13 protein-coding genes are annotated in these 19,204 nt (G+C 69.9%); 6 read left to right on the top strand and 7 right to left on the bottom strand.

Annotated elements, in window-relative coordinates; genetic code table 11:
* Positions 1 to 1,598: GMC family oxidoreductase N-terminal domain-containing protein (locus SACHA_RS22775; protein ID WP_019811727.1), on the bottom strand; the 1,598-nt coding region annotated here is incomplete at its 3' end.
* Positions 1,595 to 2,140, bottom strand: coding sequence for a DUF5987 family protein (locus tag SACHA_RS0117045; protein ID WP_019811726.1), 546 nt, complete (start codon positions 2,138 to 2,140; stop codon positions 1,595 to 1,597). The genes SACHA_RS0117045 and SACHA_RS22775, both read right to left, overlap by 4 nt.
* A gap of 422 nt (positions 2,141 to 2,562) precedes the next feature.
* Between SACHA_RS0117045 and SACHA_RS0117040 the strand changes: the two genes are divergently transcribed.
* Positions 2,563 to 3,333 (top strand): helix-turn-helix domain-containing protein, encoded by a 771-nt coding sequence (locus tag SACHA_RS0117040; protein ID WP_028663284.1) that lies wholly within the window; start codon positions 2,563 to 2,565, stop codon positions 3,331 to 3,333.
* Between the two features lie 45 nt (positions 3,334 to 3,378).
* On the opposite strand, the gene SACHA_RS0117035 is transcribed toward SACHA_RS0117040, so the two are convergent.
* The 5 genes from SACHA_RS0117035 to SACHA_RS0117015 form a co-directional block, all read right to left on the bottom strand.
* The gene (locus SACHA_RS0117035) at positions 3,379 to 4,743 is read right to left on the bottom strand and encodes a cytochrome P450 (protein WP_028663283.1); all 1,365 of its coding nucleotides are present in this window, start codon (positions 4,741 to 4,743) and stop codon (positions 3,379 to 3,381) included.
* Positions 4,743 to 5,822 (bottom strand): hypothetical protein, encoded by a 1,080-nt coding sequence (locus tag SACHA_RS22770; RefSeq protein ID WP_019811723.1) that lies wholly within the window; start codon positions 5,820 to 5,822, stop codon positions 4,743 to 4,745. Before SACHA_RS22770 ends, SACHA_RS0117035 begins: the two co-directional genes overlap by 1 nt.
* A gap of 5 nt (positions 5,823 to 5,827) precedes the next feature.
* Positions 5,828 to 7,780: a CRTAC1 family protein gene (locus tag SACHA_RS0117025; RefSeq protein WP_019811722.1), complete on the bottom strand. Its 1,953-nt coding sequence runs from the start codon at positions 7,778 to 7,780 to the stop codon at positions 5,828 to 5,830.
* Positions 7,777 to 8,763: a DUF1702 family protein gene (locus tag SACHA_RS0117020; protein WP_083935892.1), complete on the bottom strand. Its 987-nt coding sequence runs from the start codon at positions 8,761 to 8,763 to the stop codon at positions 7,777 to 7,779. Before SACHA_RS0117020 ends, SACHA_RS0117025 begins: the two co-directional genes overlap by 4 nt.
* Before the next feature lie 114 nt (positions 8,764 to 8,877).
* Positions 8,878 to 9,891: a DUF1702 family protein gene (locus SACHA_RS0117015; protein ID WP_019811720.1), complete on the bottom strand. Its 1,014-nt coding sequence runs from the start codon at positions 9,889 to 9,891 to the stop codon at positions 8,878 to 8,880.
* Positions 9,892 to 10,227: 336 nt separating this feature from the next.
* Between SACHA_RS0117015 and SACHA_RS0117010 the strand changes: the two genes are divergently transcribed.
* From SACHA_RS0117010 to SACHA_RS0116990, 5 genes are all read left to right on the top strand, one after another.
* Positions 10,228 to 16,053, top strand: coding sequence for a type I polyketide synthase (locus SACHA_RS0117010; protein WP_019811719.1), 5,826 nt, complete (start codon positions 10,228 to 10,230; stop codon positions 16,051 to 16,053).
* 1 nt (position 16,054) lies between these two features.
* A complete protein-coding gene (locus SACHA_RS0117005; protein WP_019811718.1) occupies positions 16,055 to 16,498 on the top strand; it encodes an acyl-CoA thioesterase in 444 nt (147 codons plus the stop codon).
* Position 16,499: 1 nt separating this feature from the next.
* Positions 16,500 to 17,039 (top strand): flavin reductase family protein, encoded by a 540-nt coding sequence (locus SACHA_RS0117000; protein ID WP_019811717.1) that lies wholly within the window; start codon positions 16,500 to 16,502, stop codon positions 17,037 to 17,039.
* Between the two features lie 15 nt (positions 17,040 to 17,054).
* Positions 17,055 to 18,623, top strand: coding sequence for an acyl-CoA carboxylase subunit beta (locus SACHA_RS0116995; RefSeq protein WP_019811716.1), 1,569 nt, complete (start codon positions 17,055 to 17,057; stop codon positions 18,621 to 18,623).
* Positions 18,624 to 18,713: 90 nt separating this feature from the next.
* Positions 18,714 to 19,204 (top strand): maleylpyruvate isomerase N-terminal domain-containing protein (locus SACHA_RS0116990; protein ID WP_019811715.1); only part of this gene is annotated, 491 nt, incomplete at its 3' end.

Below are 19,204 nucleotides of genomic sequence, written 5' to 3'. Positions count from 1 at the left end.
GGCGTGGGCGGGGGGACGCCGTCCCGCACGGCGACCCCCCGTTCGCGGGCCGCCCGGGTGATCCCCGACATCGCGCGCTCGGCCAGCGCCGCGATCGTCATGGCGGGATTCACCGTCAGCGCCGCGGGTACGGCCGACCCGTCCGTGACGAAGACGCCCGGATGGCCGCGCAGCTCGTGCGTCTCGTCCAGCGCCGAGGTCTCCGGGTCGTCACCGATGCGGCACGACGCGAGCGGATGCACCGTGTAGGCGCCCACGAGATCGTTCGTCCAGGGCGTCACGGTCGCGAGGCCATCGCGTTCCAGGATGTCCCGCACCTCGGCATCGGCCAGTGCCCAGGCCCGGAGTGTCTTCTCCGTGGGGGTGTAGCTCAGCGGACCCCGCCCCAGCATCTGTTGCGAGATCCGGACCGCGTTGCCCGAAGGCGGTGGCGGGCCGAAGACCCCTTCGTTGTCGTCCTCCACCATCTGGAAGATCGTGAGCCAGGACCGCCAGCGGCGCAGCATCTCCTTCTTGTCCGGGCCGAACCACTCCAGACCCTGCTCGCCCGCTGCCTGAGCCAGGATGGTGCCGAGTCCCGGGGGGAAGTAGAGCTGTTCCAGGGAGAACCGGGTGTGCTCCGGCAGTGCGGCGTCGAGCCGGTCCCAGTTGGCCACCACCGGCCCCTTGCCGATCTGGTTCGCCGCGTAGGCCAGGCCGTCGCCGCGGTCGAGTCCCAGTACGTCGCGGACCCGGGTCTCGTCCATCACGGCGGTGTTCAGCCGTTCTCCGTTCCCGGAGAAGTAGCGGCCCACGGCGGGCGGCAGCGGACCGAGCTCGGGTTCCGAACGCCGCAGGATGACCGGGGTCGCCGCCGCACCCGCGGCGACGATCACCAGTTTCGCGTCGATCCGCCCGGAACCGGTGTGCACGCGGTAGTCCTCGGCGTCGACGAGCGAGTAGTGCACCCGGTAACCGCCGTCGTCGCGACGCGCGATCTGTTGCACCTCGTGCAGCGGCCGGATACGGGCGCCGTGGTCGACCGCGCCGGGCAGGTAGTTGGTCAGCAGGGAGCGCTTCGCGTCGAAGCGGCATCCGGCCATCATCCAGTTGCAGTTGGTGCACCTGTCGTTGTCGACGCCGACCGGCACGGGGTTCGCGGTCCGCCCGGCGTGGTCGCAGGCGGCGGCCCACAGCCCACCCGCGTAGGACACGTCGTTCCAGCCCTGCCTGCTGACGGGGATGGCCGCGGCGACCCGGTCGTACCACGGATCGAGCGTGTCCCGACTGATCGAGGAGGGCCACATGCGCCTGCCGATGCTGCCGTGCCGCTCGAACACGAAGCGGGGCGCGCGTGGCAGGGCCGCGAAGTACACGACGCTGCCTCCCCCGACGCAGTTGCCGCCGAGCACGCTCATGCCGTCACCCGCGACGAAGTCGAAGGCGCGGGTGTAGGACGACCCGAGCAGATAGTCGTGGTCGAAATCCTGGCTGGTCAGCCACGGACCGCGTTCGAGAACCACCACCCGGGCACCCCCCGCCGCGAGGTGGTACGCGGGGATCGCGCCTCCGAAGCCGCTTCCGATGACGACGACATCGGCCTGTTCGTCGGTGCTCATGCCGGGCTCCCGGAGGAAGTCGTGTCCGGGTGCATCCGGGCGAGCGGACGGCGGTAAGAGTAATCGGGGAAACGCCAGAACCCGTCCGGGTCCGGATCCGCGAAACCGAGTGTCCGGAGCCCGGGATGTCCTTCGGCGAGCGCCTCGGCGGTGTGCTTGTGTGCGGCGGTGTCGAAGGCCATGTTGCTGAACAGGGCGAGCAGCACCCACATCTCCTTCTCCGGGTGGTCCGGGGCCGTCAATCGGGCGAGAAGGGCTGCGCGGTGGGTGAACGACATTGCGACGAACGGCGGTGTCGATGACTCCAGGGAGAGCTTACGCTCTGTCGCGTACTGTCGTGCGTGCGCGTTGAGAGCTGTCGCGTAATCGGTCAGACCGTCCGCGATACCGGTCGCCGGTGTCTCCAACAGTTCGATCGCGCCCGCCGCGACCGCACCGCCACCGGTCGAGACACCGGCCACGGACCCGTCTTCGGCCGATCGTTTCTCTCCGGGAACGATCGTATCGGCGAAGGCTTCCAGGGTGGCCGTTCTCGAATCCATTCCGGATTCATTTTCAGGCACGAATACTCCTTGTTCGATAAAATGTCGAACGGGTGGTTGGGAGTCGTCGGACGGTGCCGGTCCGGCCGCGCGGCCGGCTGCTTGTTCTTTCGTGCACATTCTCCGGTGTGCCGGGCTCGTCCCGCATCTTCGCCGTTGCTCTTCCGAGCCGGCCCGGAGGTCACGGGCCGTGGTGAGCCTGCGTACAATAGAGTGAATCGATAGCGATGTTTTCGATCGCCTTGTCGGAGCCTTGTCGTGATCAGGCTGGTCGGGTAGCTTCCTTTCCGGTCGGAGTGAAAGTGTGCGAAGCGCTCGAGTCGGCAACCGGATAATCGGCGTGATCCACACGCGGTCCCGGGCCGGAATCAATTCGATCGCATGTTCCGGTTGCCGGAATGTGAACATACGGGAGGGGTTCGATGGGCGATATGGTCGAAGAGTCCGTACTCCGAGTCATCGAGTTCATGCGTCAGAAGGTCGGCGACGAGGTGACGATCGATGACATGGCACGGACCGCCATGTTCAGTAAATTCCACTTTTCGAGGATGTTCCAGCGAGTCACCGGAGTCTCCCCGGGCCGGTTCCTGTCGGCGGTGCGTTTGCAGGAGGCGAAGCGGCTGCTGTTGTCCACGTCGCTGACGGTGACGGAGGTCAGTCACCGCGTGGGCTATGCCAGCGTCGGCACCTTCAGTTCACGGTTCCGGGACAGTGTCGGGGTCTCGCCTTCGATGTACCGGCACATCGGTGAGGCGCCGACCGGCACCTGCTTCACCCGGTCGCAGCCGGCCGCGCCACTGACGGCGTCGGTGTACGGCGACATCGCCGCGCCCGCCGACGACAAGGCCGGCCTGATCTTCGTGGGCCTGTTCCGTGACCGACTGCCGCAGGGCAGGCCGGTGCGGTGTACGATCATGCGCGAACCAGGACCGTACGTGCTGGACAACGTGCCGCAGGGACAGTGGTACCTGCTCACGCACTCGGTCGCCGCCGACCGGAACGAGATTCTGCGCGGGCCCCTGGACGACGACCCCGGGCTGTTCGTGGGATCGGCCGGGCCGGTCGAGGTCAGTGGCGAGAACCCGGTACGTGTCGACGGTATCCGGCTGCGTCCGATGACCCACTTCGACCCGCCCGTGCTCCTGGGTCTGCTCGAACTGCGCGAGCGTGCCTTCCAGGAGAAGTTGATTTGACGTGCGCGGGGCCGTGCGCGGCGACGGCGCGCACGGCCCGGCACGTCACCAGGATTCCACCCGCACGGGCAGCCCCCCGCGGATCCGCAGCGACAGCATCGGCTCGGGTACCACCGGGTGCCCCGGCTCGACGGACAATCGCAGGTCGCGGCAGATCAGTGCCAGCGCGAACGTCGCCTCCACCATCCCCAGATTGTTCCCGACGCAGAACCGGGGTCCCGCGCCGAACGGGATGTAGGCGTAGCGCGCTCTGGCTCGCGCGAGATCCGGATCGAACCGTTCGGGGCGGAAGAGATCCGGTTCGTCCCAGAAGGCCGGGTGGCGGTGCAGTGTGTACGGGCTCACCAGTACGTCGGAGCCGGCCGGGATGCGGTAACCGCCGATGACGTCCTCCCCGACGGCGACCCGCGGCAGGATCCACACCGGAGGGTACAGCCGCATGGACTCCTGCAGGACCATCGTGGTGTAGCGCAACCGGTGCAGGTCCTCGTACGACGGAGGTCGCCGGCCGAGGACGGCCACGACTTCGTCGTGCACACGCTGCGCCGCCCACGGATGGCGATCCAGCAGGTACAGCGTCCAGGACAACGTGCTCGCCGTGGTCTCGTGTCCCGCGAGCAGGAGCGTGATGACCTCGTCCCGCATGCGGCGGGTTCCGACCGCGGGGTCGGGTTCGGCGTTCGTCGAGCCGATCAGCCGGGCCAGGAGATCGTCCCGATCGAGTGGGGTGAGACTGCGCCGTGCCACGATGTCGTCGACGATCCGCCGGAGCCGGGCCCGGGCCCGGCGGAACCGCACGTTCCTCGGCAGGGGTAGCCAGTTCGGGACGGAGTTCATCGAGACCATCTCGAACATGGCCTGGTCCTGCACGGTCTCGAACTCGGGGCCCACCGAGCCGATCAGGTCCCGGTCGACGTCCAGCAGTGCCCTGCCGAGCACACCGAGCGTGAGCTCGGTCAGCCGGGGTACCACGTCGACGGCGCTGTGTCCCCGGTGTTGCCACAGGCCCGACACCAGTCGCGCCGCTTCGTCGGCGATGACGTCCGAGGCCTCGGCGACGCGTTTGTGCCCGAAGGTCGGTGACACGAGGGCGCGCTGTCCGCGCCAGAGATCACCGTCGCTGGTCAGCAGCCCGTCGCCCAGCGCGCGCCGCGCCTGTACCAGGCCGATCCCCTTGTGATAGTTGTCCGGGTTCTCGGCCAGGACGTGCTTCGCGTGGTCGGGATGGTCCAGGAAGTACAGGGTCTTCGGCCCGACCCGGATGCGGACGGCGTCACCGTAGTTGTGCGCCGCCGAGGACATCAGCGTGAGCCGGTCGGTCGCCAGGTCCCGCACGATCCCGGGGAGAGCGCTGGGAGGTGGTCCGGGTGGAATCCCCGGAACGGGCGGTAACTCACGGATCGTCGACATCAGGTCGCACCGCCCGCCGGTTGTCCTGTGGGTGCGGCGATGTCCGGCCCGCTCCGGCCCACCTGGGTGGGGGTCGTCGTGGTCTGTCCGTTCTGTCCCGGTTGTGTGGTCGGCGCGGTGCCCGTGGTCCCCGCCGAGCCGACGGTGCCCTGCCGGGCCTCGTGTGCCCGGCGCGAACGGTCGACGAACTCCAACGACCAGAGGAACATCCCGCGGATCAGGCACACGGTCGTGGTGGCGAAGAAGATGCCGTAGGGCAGGCTCGCCCCGGTGTAGAAGCCGTAGACTGCCGCGACGCCCCCACCGAAGGCGAACTGGGCCGCCGGTCGGGAGGGCGTGGTACCCGGATCGGTGATCATGTAGTTCGTGAAGAGGATGAAACCGACGCCGGCCATCGTGCCGAGAGCGCCGAGGATCGCGGTGTCGAGTATCCACCCACGCACGATCGACTGCACGGCGAACACACCGACCCAGCCCGCGATCACCCACATGCGGCCGGTCAGCTTGCCGTTGATCATCGTGCCGCCGATGATGATGACCCCGGGGATGAGCCAGTCCACCCATCCGCTCGTGTGCTCGGTGAAATGGTAGGGCGGCGCGATACTCGCCCACGGCACCAGCAACAGGATCGTCGTGATGCCGAGGTTCGACGGGTTCATGAAGTGTCGCAACCTGCCCCGGACCGGGGCCCGCAGTACCCACTTGGCGCCGACCGACACGGTGACGCCGAAAATCATGAGCCAGACCTGGTCGTTGACGTAGATCAACATGTTCAGCGCCAGGCTGGTGATGTGCGCGGGATAGAGGAACTCGATCAGGCCGCGCAGCCCGTTGCCCCGGTAACGCGGTGTCCTGTCCTCGACGTGCGCCGCCACGGTCTCCAGTGCGAGCTCGACCGTGTAGCCGGTGGCGAGGGCGAGGAACGGCCACAGCCACGGCTGCTCGAATCCGAGCAGGGTGTAGCCGACGATGTTGAACACGGTGATCGAGAGGGCGAAGTTGCGCAGTGCCGTCGTCACCTTGTTGCTGTGTTTCGGCGCCGCCGGGCCCCGAGGACCGGGCGCCTGTCCGTCGTTCATCTCAATCACCTGGTTTCCGCCTGCGAACCGAGTTCGATCGTGTGGTGGCCCGGATCCAGGCTCAGAGTCTGTTCCCGTCGCCGTCCGGACCGGTCCCGCCAGTCGAGGGTGACGTCGAGCGGGCCGTGGACGCCGTGGCCGAGCCCGATATGGACCTGATGAGCACGCTTGCCGGAGTGCCCGCTGCCACCGTCGACACGCCCCAACGCCGTTTCGCCGTCCGGGGTCGTGACCCGAACCTGTGCACCGACGACCGGAGTGCCCGCCGTGTCGTCTCCTCCCGTGTCGTGCACCAGCCGCAGAGCGAGGTACTCACCGGTGTCCGGGCTGTCGTTGCGGTAGAAGACGGGTTCGGCCCACTGCCGGGCGACCGCCATTTCCAGAAGGCCGTCCCCATTGGAATCCCCGACGGCGATACCGCGGGTGGGCACCGGGACCCCGAGTCCGAGTTCGTCGGCGAGGTCGACGTACCTACCGTTCTCCTGTTCGGCGAAGAAGTGCAGTTTCTGCCCACCGGCGAGATCGTCGCCCTGGGTGACCCGGGGCCACCAGTCGGGGTCGGCCACCAGGTTGTCGTTCGCCGTCGCCAGTTCCTGCAACTGCGGCCACCGGTTCACTTCGCCCTTGACGAATCCGGTCGTCTGTGCGATGTCGAGACGTCCACTGTTGGTGAAGTCGGCCAACTTCACGTCCCATGCCCAGCCCGACCATGCCGTACCCGCGTCCGTACTGCGGTCCGTCCACGGCGCCGCACCCTCGTTCAGCTGGTGTCTGAGCGACTCCCGATCGGCGGCGGTGGATTCGAACTGCAGGTTGCTCTCCTGCACTCCGTACGGCGTCGTGATGTTGCTGACGAACATGTCGTACAGCCCGTCGTCGTTGAGATCACCGAAGTCGATACCCATGCCCTTGAACGAGTCGTTCCCGATCACCTTCGACTTCGGGTCCATCGGTCCCTTCGTGCCCCGCAGCTCCGCGAACTCGACCTTGCCGGGGGTCGAGCGGTTGTGCAGGAGGGCATCCGGGCCGTGGTCCTGGGCGATGTAGAGCTCGGGTAGCTGGTCGCCGTCGAGGTCGTTGGCCCCCGCGGCGAGCACCCACCCCTTCGAGACGTCGGTGTCCAGCACCCCTTCCGCCTCGGCGTACCTGACGGACGGGTCCGGTCCCGTGGTGGCGTCCGTCCATCGGAGGATGTAGTCCTCGCCTCCGTTAGCGGCGTTCGACAGGGAGTCGTTCATCTCCACGCCACCGTCCACGGACGGATCGAGGATCGGGCTGTGCGGGAAATAGTTGCCGATGTAGATGTCGTCGTGACCGTCGCCGTCGAAGTCGGCCACCGCCGCGGCGTTGCTGTTCCATTGCGGACCGTCGTAGGTATCGCCGTAGTCCCCGGGTACCAACTCGGTCGCGCGGTACGAATCCGGTGACAGCGGCTCCCGGTCCGCCCGTGGCAGGGCCAGGTTGATCACGGGTGTCCGCCCCCAGTAATAGACGAGGAGGTCCCTCCGCCCGTCCTCGTTGAAGTCACCCGGTACGCAGCCCATCGGTGCGATCATGTCGTTCATCGGCAGTTCGTCGGCATCCACGGTGAAGGGGTCGTACCGCTGATCACGCGCACCGGGTGTGGGCGTGACGACAACCTGGTCGGTGCGGGGGTCGGTGATGCACAGGTCGTTGTCGAGCCCGTCGCCGTCGAGGTCGTTCATGGCGATTCCCGCTCCGACCGAGGAGATCCACGCGTCGATGTGCCCGTAGGCCTGGTTCACCTCGCGGATGGACTGTTGCTGGGCACCTTCCGGCATCGCGATGGACATCGGTGTGAACGCGTATTCGTCCGCGAGCTCGTCCGCGGCGGCCGACGGACCGGGCCGCTGCGCGGCGGTGAACGTCGTGGCCACCAGTACGAGAGCGAGGATGCCCGGCAGGTTCCGGTACAACAGGCGTCCTACGGCGGTCATGTCTGGATACCTCCCCGTGCCGTGACGGCGTCGGCGATGTGCCTGCGCCAGGTCTCGTACGCGGGCACGTCGGTGTCGATGGGTTCGTCCGGCCGCAACTCCTGCGTGATGGCGGCGGCCTCGGCCGCGGGGAGGCCGCACAACACGTGCGTGGCGAGTTCGGTGTGTTCGGTGAGAAGATCGGCGTGGATCCGGGATTCGGCCGCGAAGGCACTGCCCTGCGCGAGCTCGCGGCGATGCGGGCCCGCGAGGTCACGCAGTCTGGCCAGTTCGGCGTCGTCGGCCCCACCCGCGTACGTCGCCGCCAGGCCGATGCCGGACCAGAGATCGGGTCCGCGCGTCCGGTCGAACCGGCCGGTCAGGTCGGCCACCACGCCGGGATCCGTCCCGCCGACGAACCAGAGCGCGCGACCGATGCCCTGGTCCATGGCTCGTGCGGTATAGCCGGTGCGGTCGTCCGGGAAGGGAGCGAAGGTGGGGCCGGGCACACGTCCGGTGTGCCGGCGCACGGTGGTGTCGGTGTGGAAGTAGGCCTGGTGGAAACCGTAGCCGTCGGCCACCAGCCAACGCAGCAGCCGGTCGTACGTGGTGGCGTCGGGCCGGCGGGAACGGGGCAGTCTCGCCATGGCCCAGCCCGCCCCGATGTAGGCCATGTAGAGATGACGGTTGGCCCGGCCCGCGAGGAACCGCGCCATCATGGTGCCGCCGCCCAGCGGTAGGCCGTCGCGTACACAGAAACCCATCGCGGCGCCCTCGTAGGCGAACCCGCGGTAGCGGCGCGGTAGTGCTTCGAGTCGCTCTTCCGCATCCCGGGCCAGACGCGCTTCCGCCGCGTACTCGAACCCGGTGACGAACGCCTCTCCCACACTTTCGAGTATCTTCTGGGAATCCGCGCTCTTCCGGTGGAATCGCCTTCTCCGGAGTTTCGTCTGGGACCTGCCGGGGGACAGGATGCGCCGGCGGAGTGAACGCCAGTATCTCATTCGACATTCTCGCTTCCCTGGTCGCCGATATCTCTTCGGCACGGGTCGTGAACCGATACTCACAAGCGCGCCGGTGTGTCGCCCACTCTCAGGGTGCGCACTCCGCCGGAGGGGTCATTCGGTGTTCACGTGTTCGGAACACGGCGCCCCGAAGTGCTCGCGAATCCGCTGGCGCCACAGTTCGTAGGGTGGGACGCCACCGGACGACGGTGCCGCGTGCGGCGACTCACGGGAAACGGCCGTCCGGTCCGCGAGCTCGGTGGCCGCGGCCACCGGGAGACCGGCCAGGGCCGCGGTGCCGGACTCGGTCCAGTCCGGCACGAGGCCCGCGACCGCACGGGCTTTCGCGGCGAACACCGCTCCCACGGCGAGGTCGGCCCGGTGCGTGGGGACGCGGTCCCGTAACCGTTCCAGTTCTCCGGCCTCGGCACCGCCGGCGTAGGTCGCCGCGAGCCCGACGCCGCTGAAGAGATCCGGGCGCCGCCGTGGCGCGAAGCGCTCCACCGTCTCCCGGACCGCATCCGGCCTGCCACCGTGGAAGAACCACAGCGCCCGTCCGATGCCCTGATCCACGGCCCGCGAGAAGTAGGCCGGGTATCCGATCCAGGGGTACGGCCGGGGTCGCCGCTGCTGCTCGATCCACCGGCGGTGATCGAAGAACGCCAGGTCGAACCCGTAGCCGTCGACGGCGAGCCAGCTCATCGTCGGGTGGTACGGGTTCCCGTCCAGGTCCGGCAGTACCTTCCGCCACAGCGGCCGGGGAAGGCGGGCCATCGCGAAGCCGACTCCGATGTAGGCCACGAGCAGGTGCTTCTCGCCGGGCCCACGGAGCAGTTCGCGGGTGCGCGTCCCGCCCGTCATCGCATCGAGCACGGTGAACGCCATCGTGGCGCCCTCGTAGGCGAACCCGCGCAGGGTCGGTTCGACCAGATCGAGTCTGCGCTCGATCTCCCAGAGATCGCGGGTATCCACCGCCCATTCGAACCCGCAGATCACCGCCTGCGGGATCGCCTCCAGACCGCGGGTGGCCGGGCAGGGCGGCGCGGGGAACCCCCTGGTCGAGAAGGTTGTCCGGGACAGCGCCGGTGTCAACAGGTACCTGCGCACGGCTCCGGCAGCGGTGGGCATGCGGGCCTCCTCGATCCGGGTGGGCAGCCCCCGCGAGCCGGCGGGCGGCGTCGCCTTCGAGAGTCCGCGCGCCGACCGGTTTCCCGCATCTTCGGCAGTGCGGTCCGCGGGGTTCCGCGGGGTGGTTCGAACGCGCTTTCACGAAGCACCCTCGGAGATGGCGCCCACGCCGGGGCCGAGTCAGGATGAAATCCGACCGTGCCGCTGAGTGACACCAGTCGCCAGCCCGATACGGGCACGGTGTCTTCGCTCACGTCGCGAATCGGAGGTATCGCCGCTATGGCCATCCAGGGTTTCGCGCCGCGGGTACGTCTGTCTTCCGGGCGGTGAACAAGAATGCGAAGCGAAAGAATCGCGATCGTCGGGATCGGTCTGCGGTATCCCGATTCCGCGTCCCCTGCGGAGTTCTGGGACAACGTCCTCGCCGGGCGGCGGGCCTTCCGTCCGCTTCCGGACGAGCGGATGCGCCGGGACGATTACTGGTCGCCGGACCCGACCGCGCCCGACCGCTTCTACTCCACCAAGGCGGCGGTCCTGCGCGACTACGAGTTCGACCGTGCTGCCTATCGGGTCGCCGGCAGTACCTACAGGTCCACCGACACCACCCACTGGCTCGCCCTCGACGTGGCCGCACGCGCGTTGCAGGACGCGGGATTCCCCGACGCCGCGGGATTGCCGGGAGAGTCGACCGGGGTCGTGCTCGGGAACAGTCTCGCCGGCGAGTTCTCACGCGCCAACATGATGCGGTTGCGCTGGCCGTACGTCCGCCGCACGGTGGCCGCGGCCCTGCTGGGCAAGGGCTGGACGGAAGCCGAGGTCGAGCCCTTCCTCGCCGAGTTGGAGACGACGTACAAGGCGCCGTTCCCCCCGATCGACGAGGACAGCCTCGCGGGCGGGCTCTCCAACACGATCGCGGGTCGGATCTGCAACTACTTCGACCTGGGCGGTGGCGGATACACGGTCGACGGGGCGTGCTCCTCCTCGCTGCTTTCGGTGATCACGGCGGCGAAGGCGCTGTCCGACGGTGATCTCGACGCGGTGCTCGCCGGTGGAGTGGACCTGTCGATCGACCCGTTCGAGGTGATCGGGTTCGCCAAGACCGGCGCACTGGCCACCCACGAGATGAAGGTCTACGACCGCGACTCCAACGGGTTCTGGCCCGGCGAGGGGGCGGGTGTCCTCGTGCTCGTGCGGGAGTCCGATGCCCTCGCCCAGGGGTTGCGGATCTACGGGTCCCTCGCGGGCTGGGGCATCTCCTCGGACGGCAAGGGTGGTATCACGCGGCCCGAGTCGATCGGGCACCGTCGCGCGCTCGCCCGCGCGTACGACCGGGCCGGATACCCGGTGGGCACGGTGTCGTACTTCGAGGGGCACGGCACGGGCACGGCCCTGGGCGACGCGACGGAGATCGAGGCGTTGTCGTCCGCCTACCGCGCGGGAGGCGCGAGCAGGCCGGCCGCGCTGAGCAGTGTGAAGGCCAACATCGGGCACACCAAGGCGGCGGCGGGCGTCGCCGGGCTCATCAAGGCGGTACTGGCGGTACACCACCAGACGATCCCGCCGGCGACCGGATCGTACGTCGCGCACCCCGCTCTGGACGGGTCCGACGCGGCGCTGTACGTGCCCTCGTCCGCCGAGGTGTGGCCCGCCGACGAGGAGATCCGTGCCGGTGTGTCGGCGATGGGTTTCGGGGGTATCAACACGCATCTCGCGGTCGCGGCGGCACCCGGTACGGTCCGGCGTGGACATCTGGACGAGCCCACCCTGGCCCGTGTCGCGGGACGTCAGGACGCGGAGGTGCTGCTGTTCGGCGCCGAGACGAGCGCCGGACTGCGCGAGCGGGTGGCTGAGGTGGCCGAGCTCGCGCCGAAGCTGGCGTACGCCGAACTCACCGACCTCGCCGCGGCGCTGGCCGAGCGCACCGCGACCGCGGAGCGACGGCACGCCTACCGGGCGGCCGTGGTCGCGACGGATCCGGAGCACGCACTGCGGTCACTGAACCGTGTGATGGAACTGCTCGACGCCGGGACGTCGCATCTGCTCGCGCCGCAGGACGGGGTGTTCCTCTCGCACGGCACCTCCGCTCCGGACGTCACCTTCCTCTTCCCCGGCCAGGGCTCGGGTACCGGTGCGGCGGGGGCACTCGCGCGGAGGTTCCCCTCGGCCTCGGCGGTGATCCGCGATGCGGACCTGCCCGTCGGCGGCGACCAGGTGAACACCGAAGTCGCGCAACCCCGCATCGTGGCGGGCTCGCTCGCCGCGCTGAGCGTGCTCGACGCCCTCGGCATCACCGCGGAGACCGCGGTCGGGCACAGCCTCGGCGAGCTGACGGCCCTGCACTGGAGTGGCGCGTTGGACGCAGGCGATCTCCTCGACCTGGCGACCGTCCGGGGGCGGGTGATGGCCCGCGCCGGTAGCGGTGGTGGCGCGATGGCGGGCCTGGCCACGGACGCCGAGACCGCGGCGACCTGTCTCAAGGACACCGACGCGGTGATCGCCGGGTACAACGGCCCGGAACAGACGGTGGTCTCCGGGAGCGAGCAGGCGGTGGCCGCGGTGGTCGCCGCCGCGTCGGCGGCCGGAGTGTCCGCGAGCCGGATCAACGTCTCGCACGCCTTCCATTCCCCGCTCGTGGCCCCGGCAGCCACCGGACTGGCCGAGCAGCTCGAGGTGACGCCCTTCCGCGCTCCCCGGCGTACCGTCGTCTCCACGGTCACCGGCGCCGTGCTGGATCCGGCGACCGACCTGCGTGCGCTGCTGCGGGACCAGGTGGTCAGCCCGGTGCGGTTCGATTCGGCCGCCACGGCCGTCGATTCCGACCTGATGATCGAGGTCGGTCCCGGCCGGGTCCTCAGCGGGCTGGTGTCGCGGATCGCACCGACCACACCCGCGCTCGCACTGGACAGCGAGAGCGACTCGCTGCTGCCGTTGCTGCGTGTGGTCGGTGCCGTGTACGCGCTGGGCGTCCCGGTGGCCACCGAGCCGTTGTTCGCGGGGCGGGTGGTCCGGCCGCTGCCCCTGAGCGGAGGATTCCGCTTCCTCACCAACCCGTGCGAGACGGCTCCCGACGTCGTGCTCGGAGCCGACACGGCGACCGTGGAAGCGCCCCCCGTGACCGGGCACGAGGCGGCCGCGCCCGCCGAGCCCGCGGACGGAACCTTCGAGTTGCTGCGCAGGCTGGCGGCCGATCGGGTGGAGCTGCCCGAGGAACTGATCGACGAGAACACGCATCCACTGGACGACCTGCACCTCAGCTCCATCACGGTGGGGCAGTTGGTCAACGACGCCACCAGGTCGTTGGGCAGGCCGGCGCCGACCTCCGCCCCGAATTTCGCCACCGCGCGGCTCGGGGAGCTCGCGACGATGCTCGATGAGCTGTCCACCACCGAACAGGGCGGCACGGACTCCGGACCGGCCGAGGTGACGGGAGTGGCACCGTGGGTCCGCCCGTTCGCGGTACGCCAGGTGGCGGCGCCCGTACCCGCCCCGGCCCCGGTGGAGGAGGAGGGAACGGGTGACTGGGCCGTCTTCGCCCCCGAGGACCACCCGTTGGCCCGGCCCCTGCGGGAAGCGCTGACCCGAGCCGGCGTGGCCGGGCCGGACGGAGGGGTGCTGTTGTGCCTTCCCGCCGACGGCACCGACCACACCGGACTGGGTTTGGCGGCCGCGAAGGCGGCACTGTCCGGATCCCGGTTCGTCGTCGTCCAGCAGAACTACGGCGCGGCCGGGATCGCGCGGACGGTGCACCTGGAGGCGCCCACCGTCGCGACCACCGTGGTCGGGCTCGCCGACGTACTGCGGGCCGACCCGGAGGCACTGGCGGACTCGGTCGAACGGGTCGTCACCGAGGTCCGGGCGACGACCGGGTATGCCGAGGCACGGTACGGGCCGGACGGAACCCGGACCGTACCCACGCTGGAACTCGCCGAGCCCCGTGACGGCGGGAAACCCCCGCTCGGTGCCGGGGACGTGCTGCTGGTGACCGGCGGTGGCAAGGGAATCACGGCCGAGTGCGCACTCGCGGTCGCACAGCGCACGGGGGTCGCGCTCGCCCTGCTCGGTCGTTCGGCTCCGGAGGACGACGCGGAACTCGCGGCGAACCTGACCCGCATGGACACCGCGGACGTGCGCTACCGCTACGTGCGCACCGACATCACCTCGGCCGACGACGTGGCCCGGGCGGTGGCCGAGATCGGTGCGGCGCTCGGTCCGGTCACGGGTGTGCTGCACGGCGCGGGACGGAACGAACCGGCCGCCGTGCCGAACCTCACCGAGCAGGCGTTCGACGATGCCGTCGCGCCCAAGGTGCGGGGTCTGCGGGCCGTTCTGTCCGCGGTGCGGGCGGACCGGCTCAAGGTGCTGGTCACCTTTGGCAGCATCATCGGGCGGGCGGGACTGCGCGGCGAGGCGCACTACGCCACCGCGAACGACTGGGTCTGCGAACTCACGGAGACCTTCGCCGCCGAGCATCCCGATGCGACGGTGCTCGCGCTGGAGTGGTCGGTGTGGTCCGGTGCGGGCATGGGCGAACGGCTCGGAGTGGTGGAGGCGCTCGTCCGGGACGGCATCACGCCCATCTCCACCGACGACGGCATCGCGATGCTGCTGAGCCTGCTGTCCGATCCGGTGGCGGGTCCGGTCGCGGTGGTCAGCGGGAGGGCCGCGGGCCTTCCGACCCTGTCCTATCCGAGCCCGGAACCGCCGCTGTGGCGGTTCCTGGACCGCATACTCGTGCACTACGGCGGCGTCGAGCTGGTGGCGGAGATCGACCTCGGGCAGCACACCGACCGCTACCTGGACGATCACAATCTGGACGGCAACATGCTCCTGCCCGCCGTCGTCGGTATGGAGGCGATGGCCCAGGCGGCTCTCGCCGTGACCGGACGCCACGATCGGGTGAGCCTGGAGGACGTCGAGCTGTCCCGGCCGGTGGTCGTGGCACCGGGAGCCACGACCACGGTCCGGGTCGCGGCCCTGGTCCGCGGCGCCGACGAGGTCGATGTCGTGCTCCGCAGTGCGGAGACGGGCTTTCACACCGACCACTTCCGTGCCAGGGTCCGGCTCGGCGGCGGCACCGGTGGCGCGGGGACCGCGTCGTCGGACGGGACCGGCGCGGCCGCGTCCCGGTTGCCCCCGCTCGCCGTGGACCCGGACGACGAGCTCTACGGCGATCTGCTGTTCCAGGGGGAGCGGTTCCAGCGCTTGCGGCGGTACCGCGTCGCCGCCGCACGGCGGGCGGTCGGGGAACTCGCGACCGGCGGTACCGCGGCGTTCTTCGCCGGACACCTGCCGCAGGAGCGGGTGCTCGCCGACCCCGGCGCGCGGGACGCGGTCATGCACGCCCTCCAGTGTTGTGTGCCGGACGCGACGTTGCTCCCGCAACGGATCGAACGGCTGGACTGCGCCGACCCGGCGGCCGTGGCGAACCACGACGAGGTCGTGTTCGACGCGAGGGAGCGTGGTCAGGACGGCGACAGCTACACCTACGATGTCGATGTCCGCAGCACCTCCGGTGAGCTTCTCGAACGGTGGACTGGGCTGGTCCTGCGCGCGGTCCGCAAACGTTCCGGTGACGGGCCGTGGGTGTCGGCGATGCTGGGTCCGTACCTGGAACGCTCGCTCGAACGCGTGCTCGGCGGAACGCGCGCGGTCGTGGTGGAACCCTCGGCGCCGCAGGACACGGACCGACGGGCGCGGACCGGGCGCGCACTCGGCAGAGCGCTGGGGGAGCCGGTGACGGTGCGGTACCGCCCGGACGGCAAGCCGGAGGTGCCCGACACGGAGGTGTCGGCCTCGCATGTCGCGGGACTGACGCTGGCCGTGGCCGGTCGACAGCGGCTCAGTTGTGACGCGGAGACGGTGGAGCCGGACGCGACGCGGGACTGGGTCGGGCTGCTCGGTGCACCGCTCGCCGAGGTGGCGGACCTGATCTCCGCCGAAACCGGGGAACCGCGGGACGTGTCCGCCACCCGCGTGTGGACGTCCCTGGAGTGTCTGCACAAGGCCGGTTCGCTGAACCGGGCGCTGACCCTGGAGACCTGCGACGCCGACGGCTGGGTGGTGCTCTCCTCGGGTGACGACCGGATCGCGACCCGGGTGACGACGGTCCGGGGCATACCGCGACCGGTGGTATTCGCCTTCCTGGCCGGATTGGGGAACTGACATGTCCCGCTACTACGAGATTCGCCATGTCGTCGGGTTCGAGGAGACGAACCTGGTGGGCAACGTGTACTACGTGAACTATCTGCGGTGGCAGGGGCGCTGCCGGGAGATGTTCCTCGCCGATCGTGCTCCGGCCGTGCTGGACGAACTGCGCCGGGACCTGAAGCTGTTCACCCTGAAGGTCGATTGCGAGTTCTTCGCCGAACTGACCGCGTTCGACGATGTGGCGGTGCGGATGCGGCTCGAGGAGTTGACCCAGACACAGGTCCACATGGGATTCGACTACGTCCGGCTGGCGGACGGCGTCGAGACACTCGTCGCGCGGGGACAGCAGCGGCTGGCGTGTATGCGCGGGGAGAACGGTGCGACGGCCCCGACGAGAGTGCCGGATGAGCTCCGGACCGCGTTGGCACCGTACGGCACGACCGCGTCGGCGGGCCGTTGACATGGCGGCCGCGTTCCCGAACACCACCCCGGACCACACCTCCGACGAGGTCGAATCTGGGTCACTGCGCCAGGCCATGCGCCAGTTCGCCACGGGAGTGACCGTGGTCACGACGGGGCGTGCGCGTTACCACGGCATGACCGCGAACTCGGTCAGTTCGGTGTCGCTGGATCCTCCGATGGTGCTCTGTTGCGTCGGCCGCACCGCCACGATGCACGAGGCGATTCACCTCAGCCGGTCCTTCGCCGTGTCGGTCCTGGCGGGGGACCAGGCCGAGCTCGCCGGCTACTTCACGGACCGGACCCGGCCGCGGGGCCGCTCGCAGTTCGACGGGGTCGACTGGCGGCCGGGCCCGCACACGGGCGCACCACTGCTCGGCGGTTGTCTCGCCTGGCTGGAATGCGAACTCTCGGAGGTTCACCCCGGTGGTGACCATTCCATCTTCGTCGGCGCGGTCGTCAGCGCGAGCTGGAGTACCGCCCGTGAGGCGTTGCTCTTCTTCGACGGTGCCTTCGGTTCGATCGCGGGCGACCCCCGCTGACCCGGGGAGACGGTCATGGGTACGGAGGACCCGCCGCCGACGATGGCGGCACTGGGCGAACGCGACGCCGCCCTGCGCGACCGGGCGGTCACCGGGGACCCGGCCGCGGTGCGGCGGCGCCATGCCCGGGGACGACCGACCGCACGGGAACGCCTCGCACTGCTGCTGGACGACTCCTCGTTCACCGAGATCGACCTGTACCGGACGCACCGGGCGCAGGGGCTGGGGATGGAGGCCCGCAGACCGCACACCGACGGAGTGGTCACGGGGTCGGGCACGGTCGACGGCCGCCGCGTCTACGTGTACGCGCAGGACGCCACGATCTTCGGTGGGTCGCTGGGCGAAGCCCACGCCGCGAAGATCCACAAAGTGATGGATCTGGCGCTGTCCACCGGATCCCCCGTCATCGGTCTGCACGACAGCGCGGGGGCCCGCATCCAGGAGGGGATCCTCGCGCTCGACGGGTACGGCGGCATCTTCCACCGGCACGTGCGGGCCTCCGGGATCATTCCGCAGATCAGCGTCGTGCTCGGCCCGTGCGCGGGCGGCGCGGCGTACTCGCCCGCGCTCACCGACGTGACCTTCATGGTGCGGGACTCCGCGCAGATGTACCTGACCGGGCCCGATGTCGTGGCCGCCGTCGGTGGCGAGCGGGTCACCCACCAGGAACTCGGTGGCGCCGAGGTGCACGGCCGCCGTTCCGGGGTGGCCACGTTCGTCTACGACGACGAAGCGGAATGCTTCGACGACGTGCGATACCTGCTCTCCCTGCTGCCGTCGAACAACCTGGAGCACCCGCCCGCTCTGCCCTCCGCCGGGGCCGCGGAACAGACCCGTCCCCGGCTCGCCGAGGTGGTGCCGGTCGAGCCGCACAAACCCTACGACATCCGGGCCGTCGTGGCCGAACTCGCCGACGACGGTGACTTCCTCGAACTGCACGCCCAGTGGGCCGCCAACGTGGTCTGTGTGCTCGGGCGGCTCGACGGGCAGGTCGTGGGCTTCGTGGGCAATCAACCCGCGGTGCTCGCCGGGGTGCTCGACCTGGACGCCGCGCAGAAGGCCGCGCGCTTCGTCAGGTTCTGTGACGCCTTCAACATCCCCCTGGTCACGCTCGTGGACGTACCCGGGTTCCTCCCCGGCACCGAGCAGGAGTCCTCGGGGGTGATCCGGCACGGCGCGAAGCTGTTGTACGCGTACTGCGAGGCCACCGTGCCCCGGGTGCAGGTCATCCTGCGAAAGGCCTACGGCGGAGCCTACATCGTGATGGACTCCCGCTCGATCGGGACGGACGTGTCGCTGGCCTGGCCCACGAACGAGATCGCCGTGATGGGGGCGGAGCCCGCGGTGGAGGTGATTCATCGCAGGGAACTCGCCGAGGCGGACGATCCGGAAGCGCTGCGGGCCGCGCTGGTCCGGGAGTACACCGCCCACCTGATGCACCCCTACTACGCCGCGGAACACGGCCTGGTGGACGACGTGATCGTTCCGGAGCGGACACGGGCGGTACTGGCGCGGACGTTGGCGATGCTGAAGGACAAGCGGGGGCCGCATCCGCAGCGCAAACACGGCAACCCGCCGTTGTGACCACCGTGGAGCACAACCGGAGAAGCCGCACCCCGGCCGTCGGGGGAACAATTACCGGTGTCGCCTGTGGTCGGACAACGGGGAGGCGGGATGACCGACGAGGGTTCGCCCGGGAGGGTGCCGGACGACGTGGCCTACCGGCACATCCTGCTCTCGATCACCGGGCTCCTCCAGAACCGGCCCGGCGTGGCGTCCGTCCGTGTCCCGTCCTGCCCGGACTGGACCGTCCGTGACCTCGTGGCGCATCTGGTCGGAATCTGCGACTCGGTGGTGCGCGGGGGCGACGGTGGACCTCCGGGCGGCCGGGAGCGGAGTGGCACGGACGTGGCGGCGCCGGACCTCTCCGTGCTGCTGACCCGCTGGAGTGAGCTGTCCGGACTCGCCGGCCGCTACCTCGCCGAGGCCGACCCGCGGCACAGCGGCCTCGCTGTGCTGGACGCGCTGTCCCACGAGCTCGACCTGCGGTACGCGCTCGATGCCCCGATCCCTGCCGATCACCCGGCGCTGCCCGGCGCGTTCGCCGTGGCCGCCGCCGGTTTCTCCGCCGAGGTCGCCGACCGTGGGCTGCCGGCGATCGAGCT

Origin of the sequence: Saccharomonospora halophila 8 (assembly GCF_000383775.1) — a bacterium.
Taxonomy (GTDB): Bacteria; Actinomycetota; Actinomycetes; order Mycobacteriales; family Pseudonocardiaceae; genus Saccharomonospora; species Saccharomonospora halophila.
Note: the sequence above shows the minus strand (reverse complement) of the source record. Positions and strands in the feature narration are given on the sequence as shown.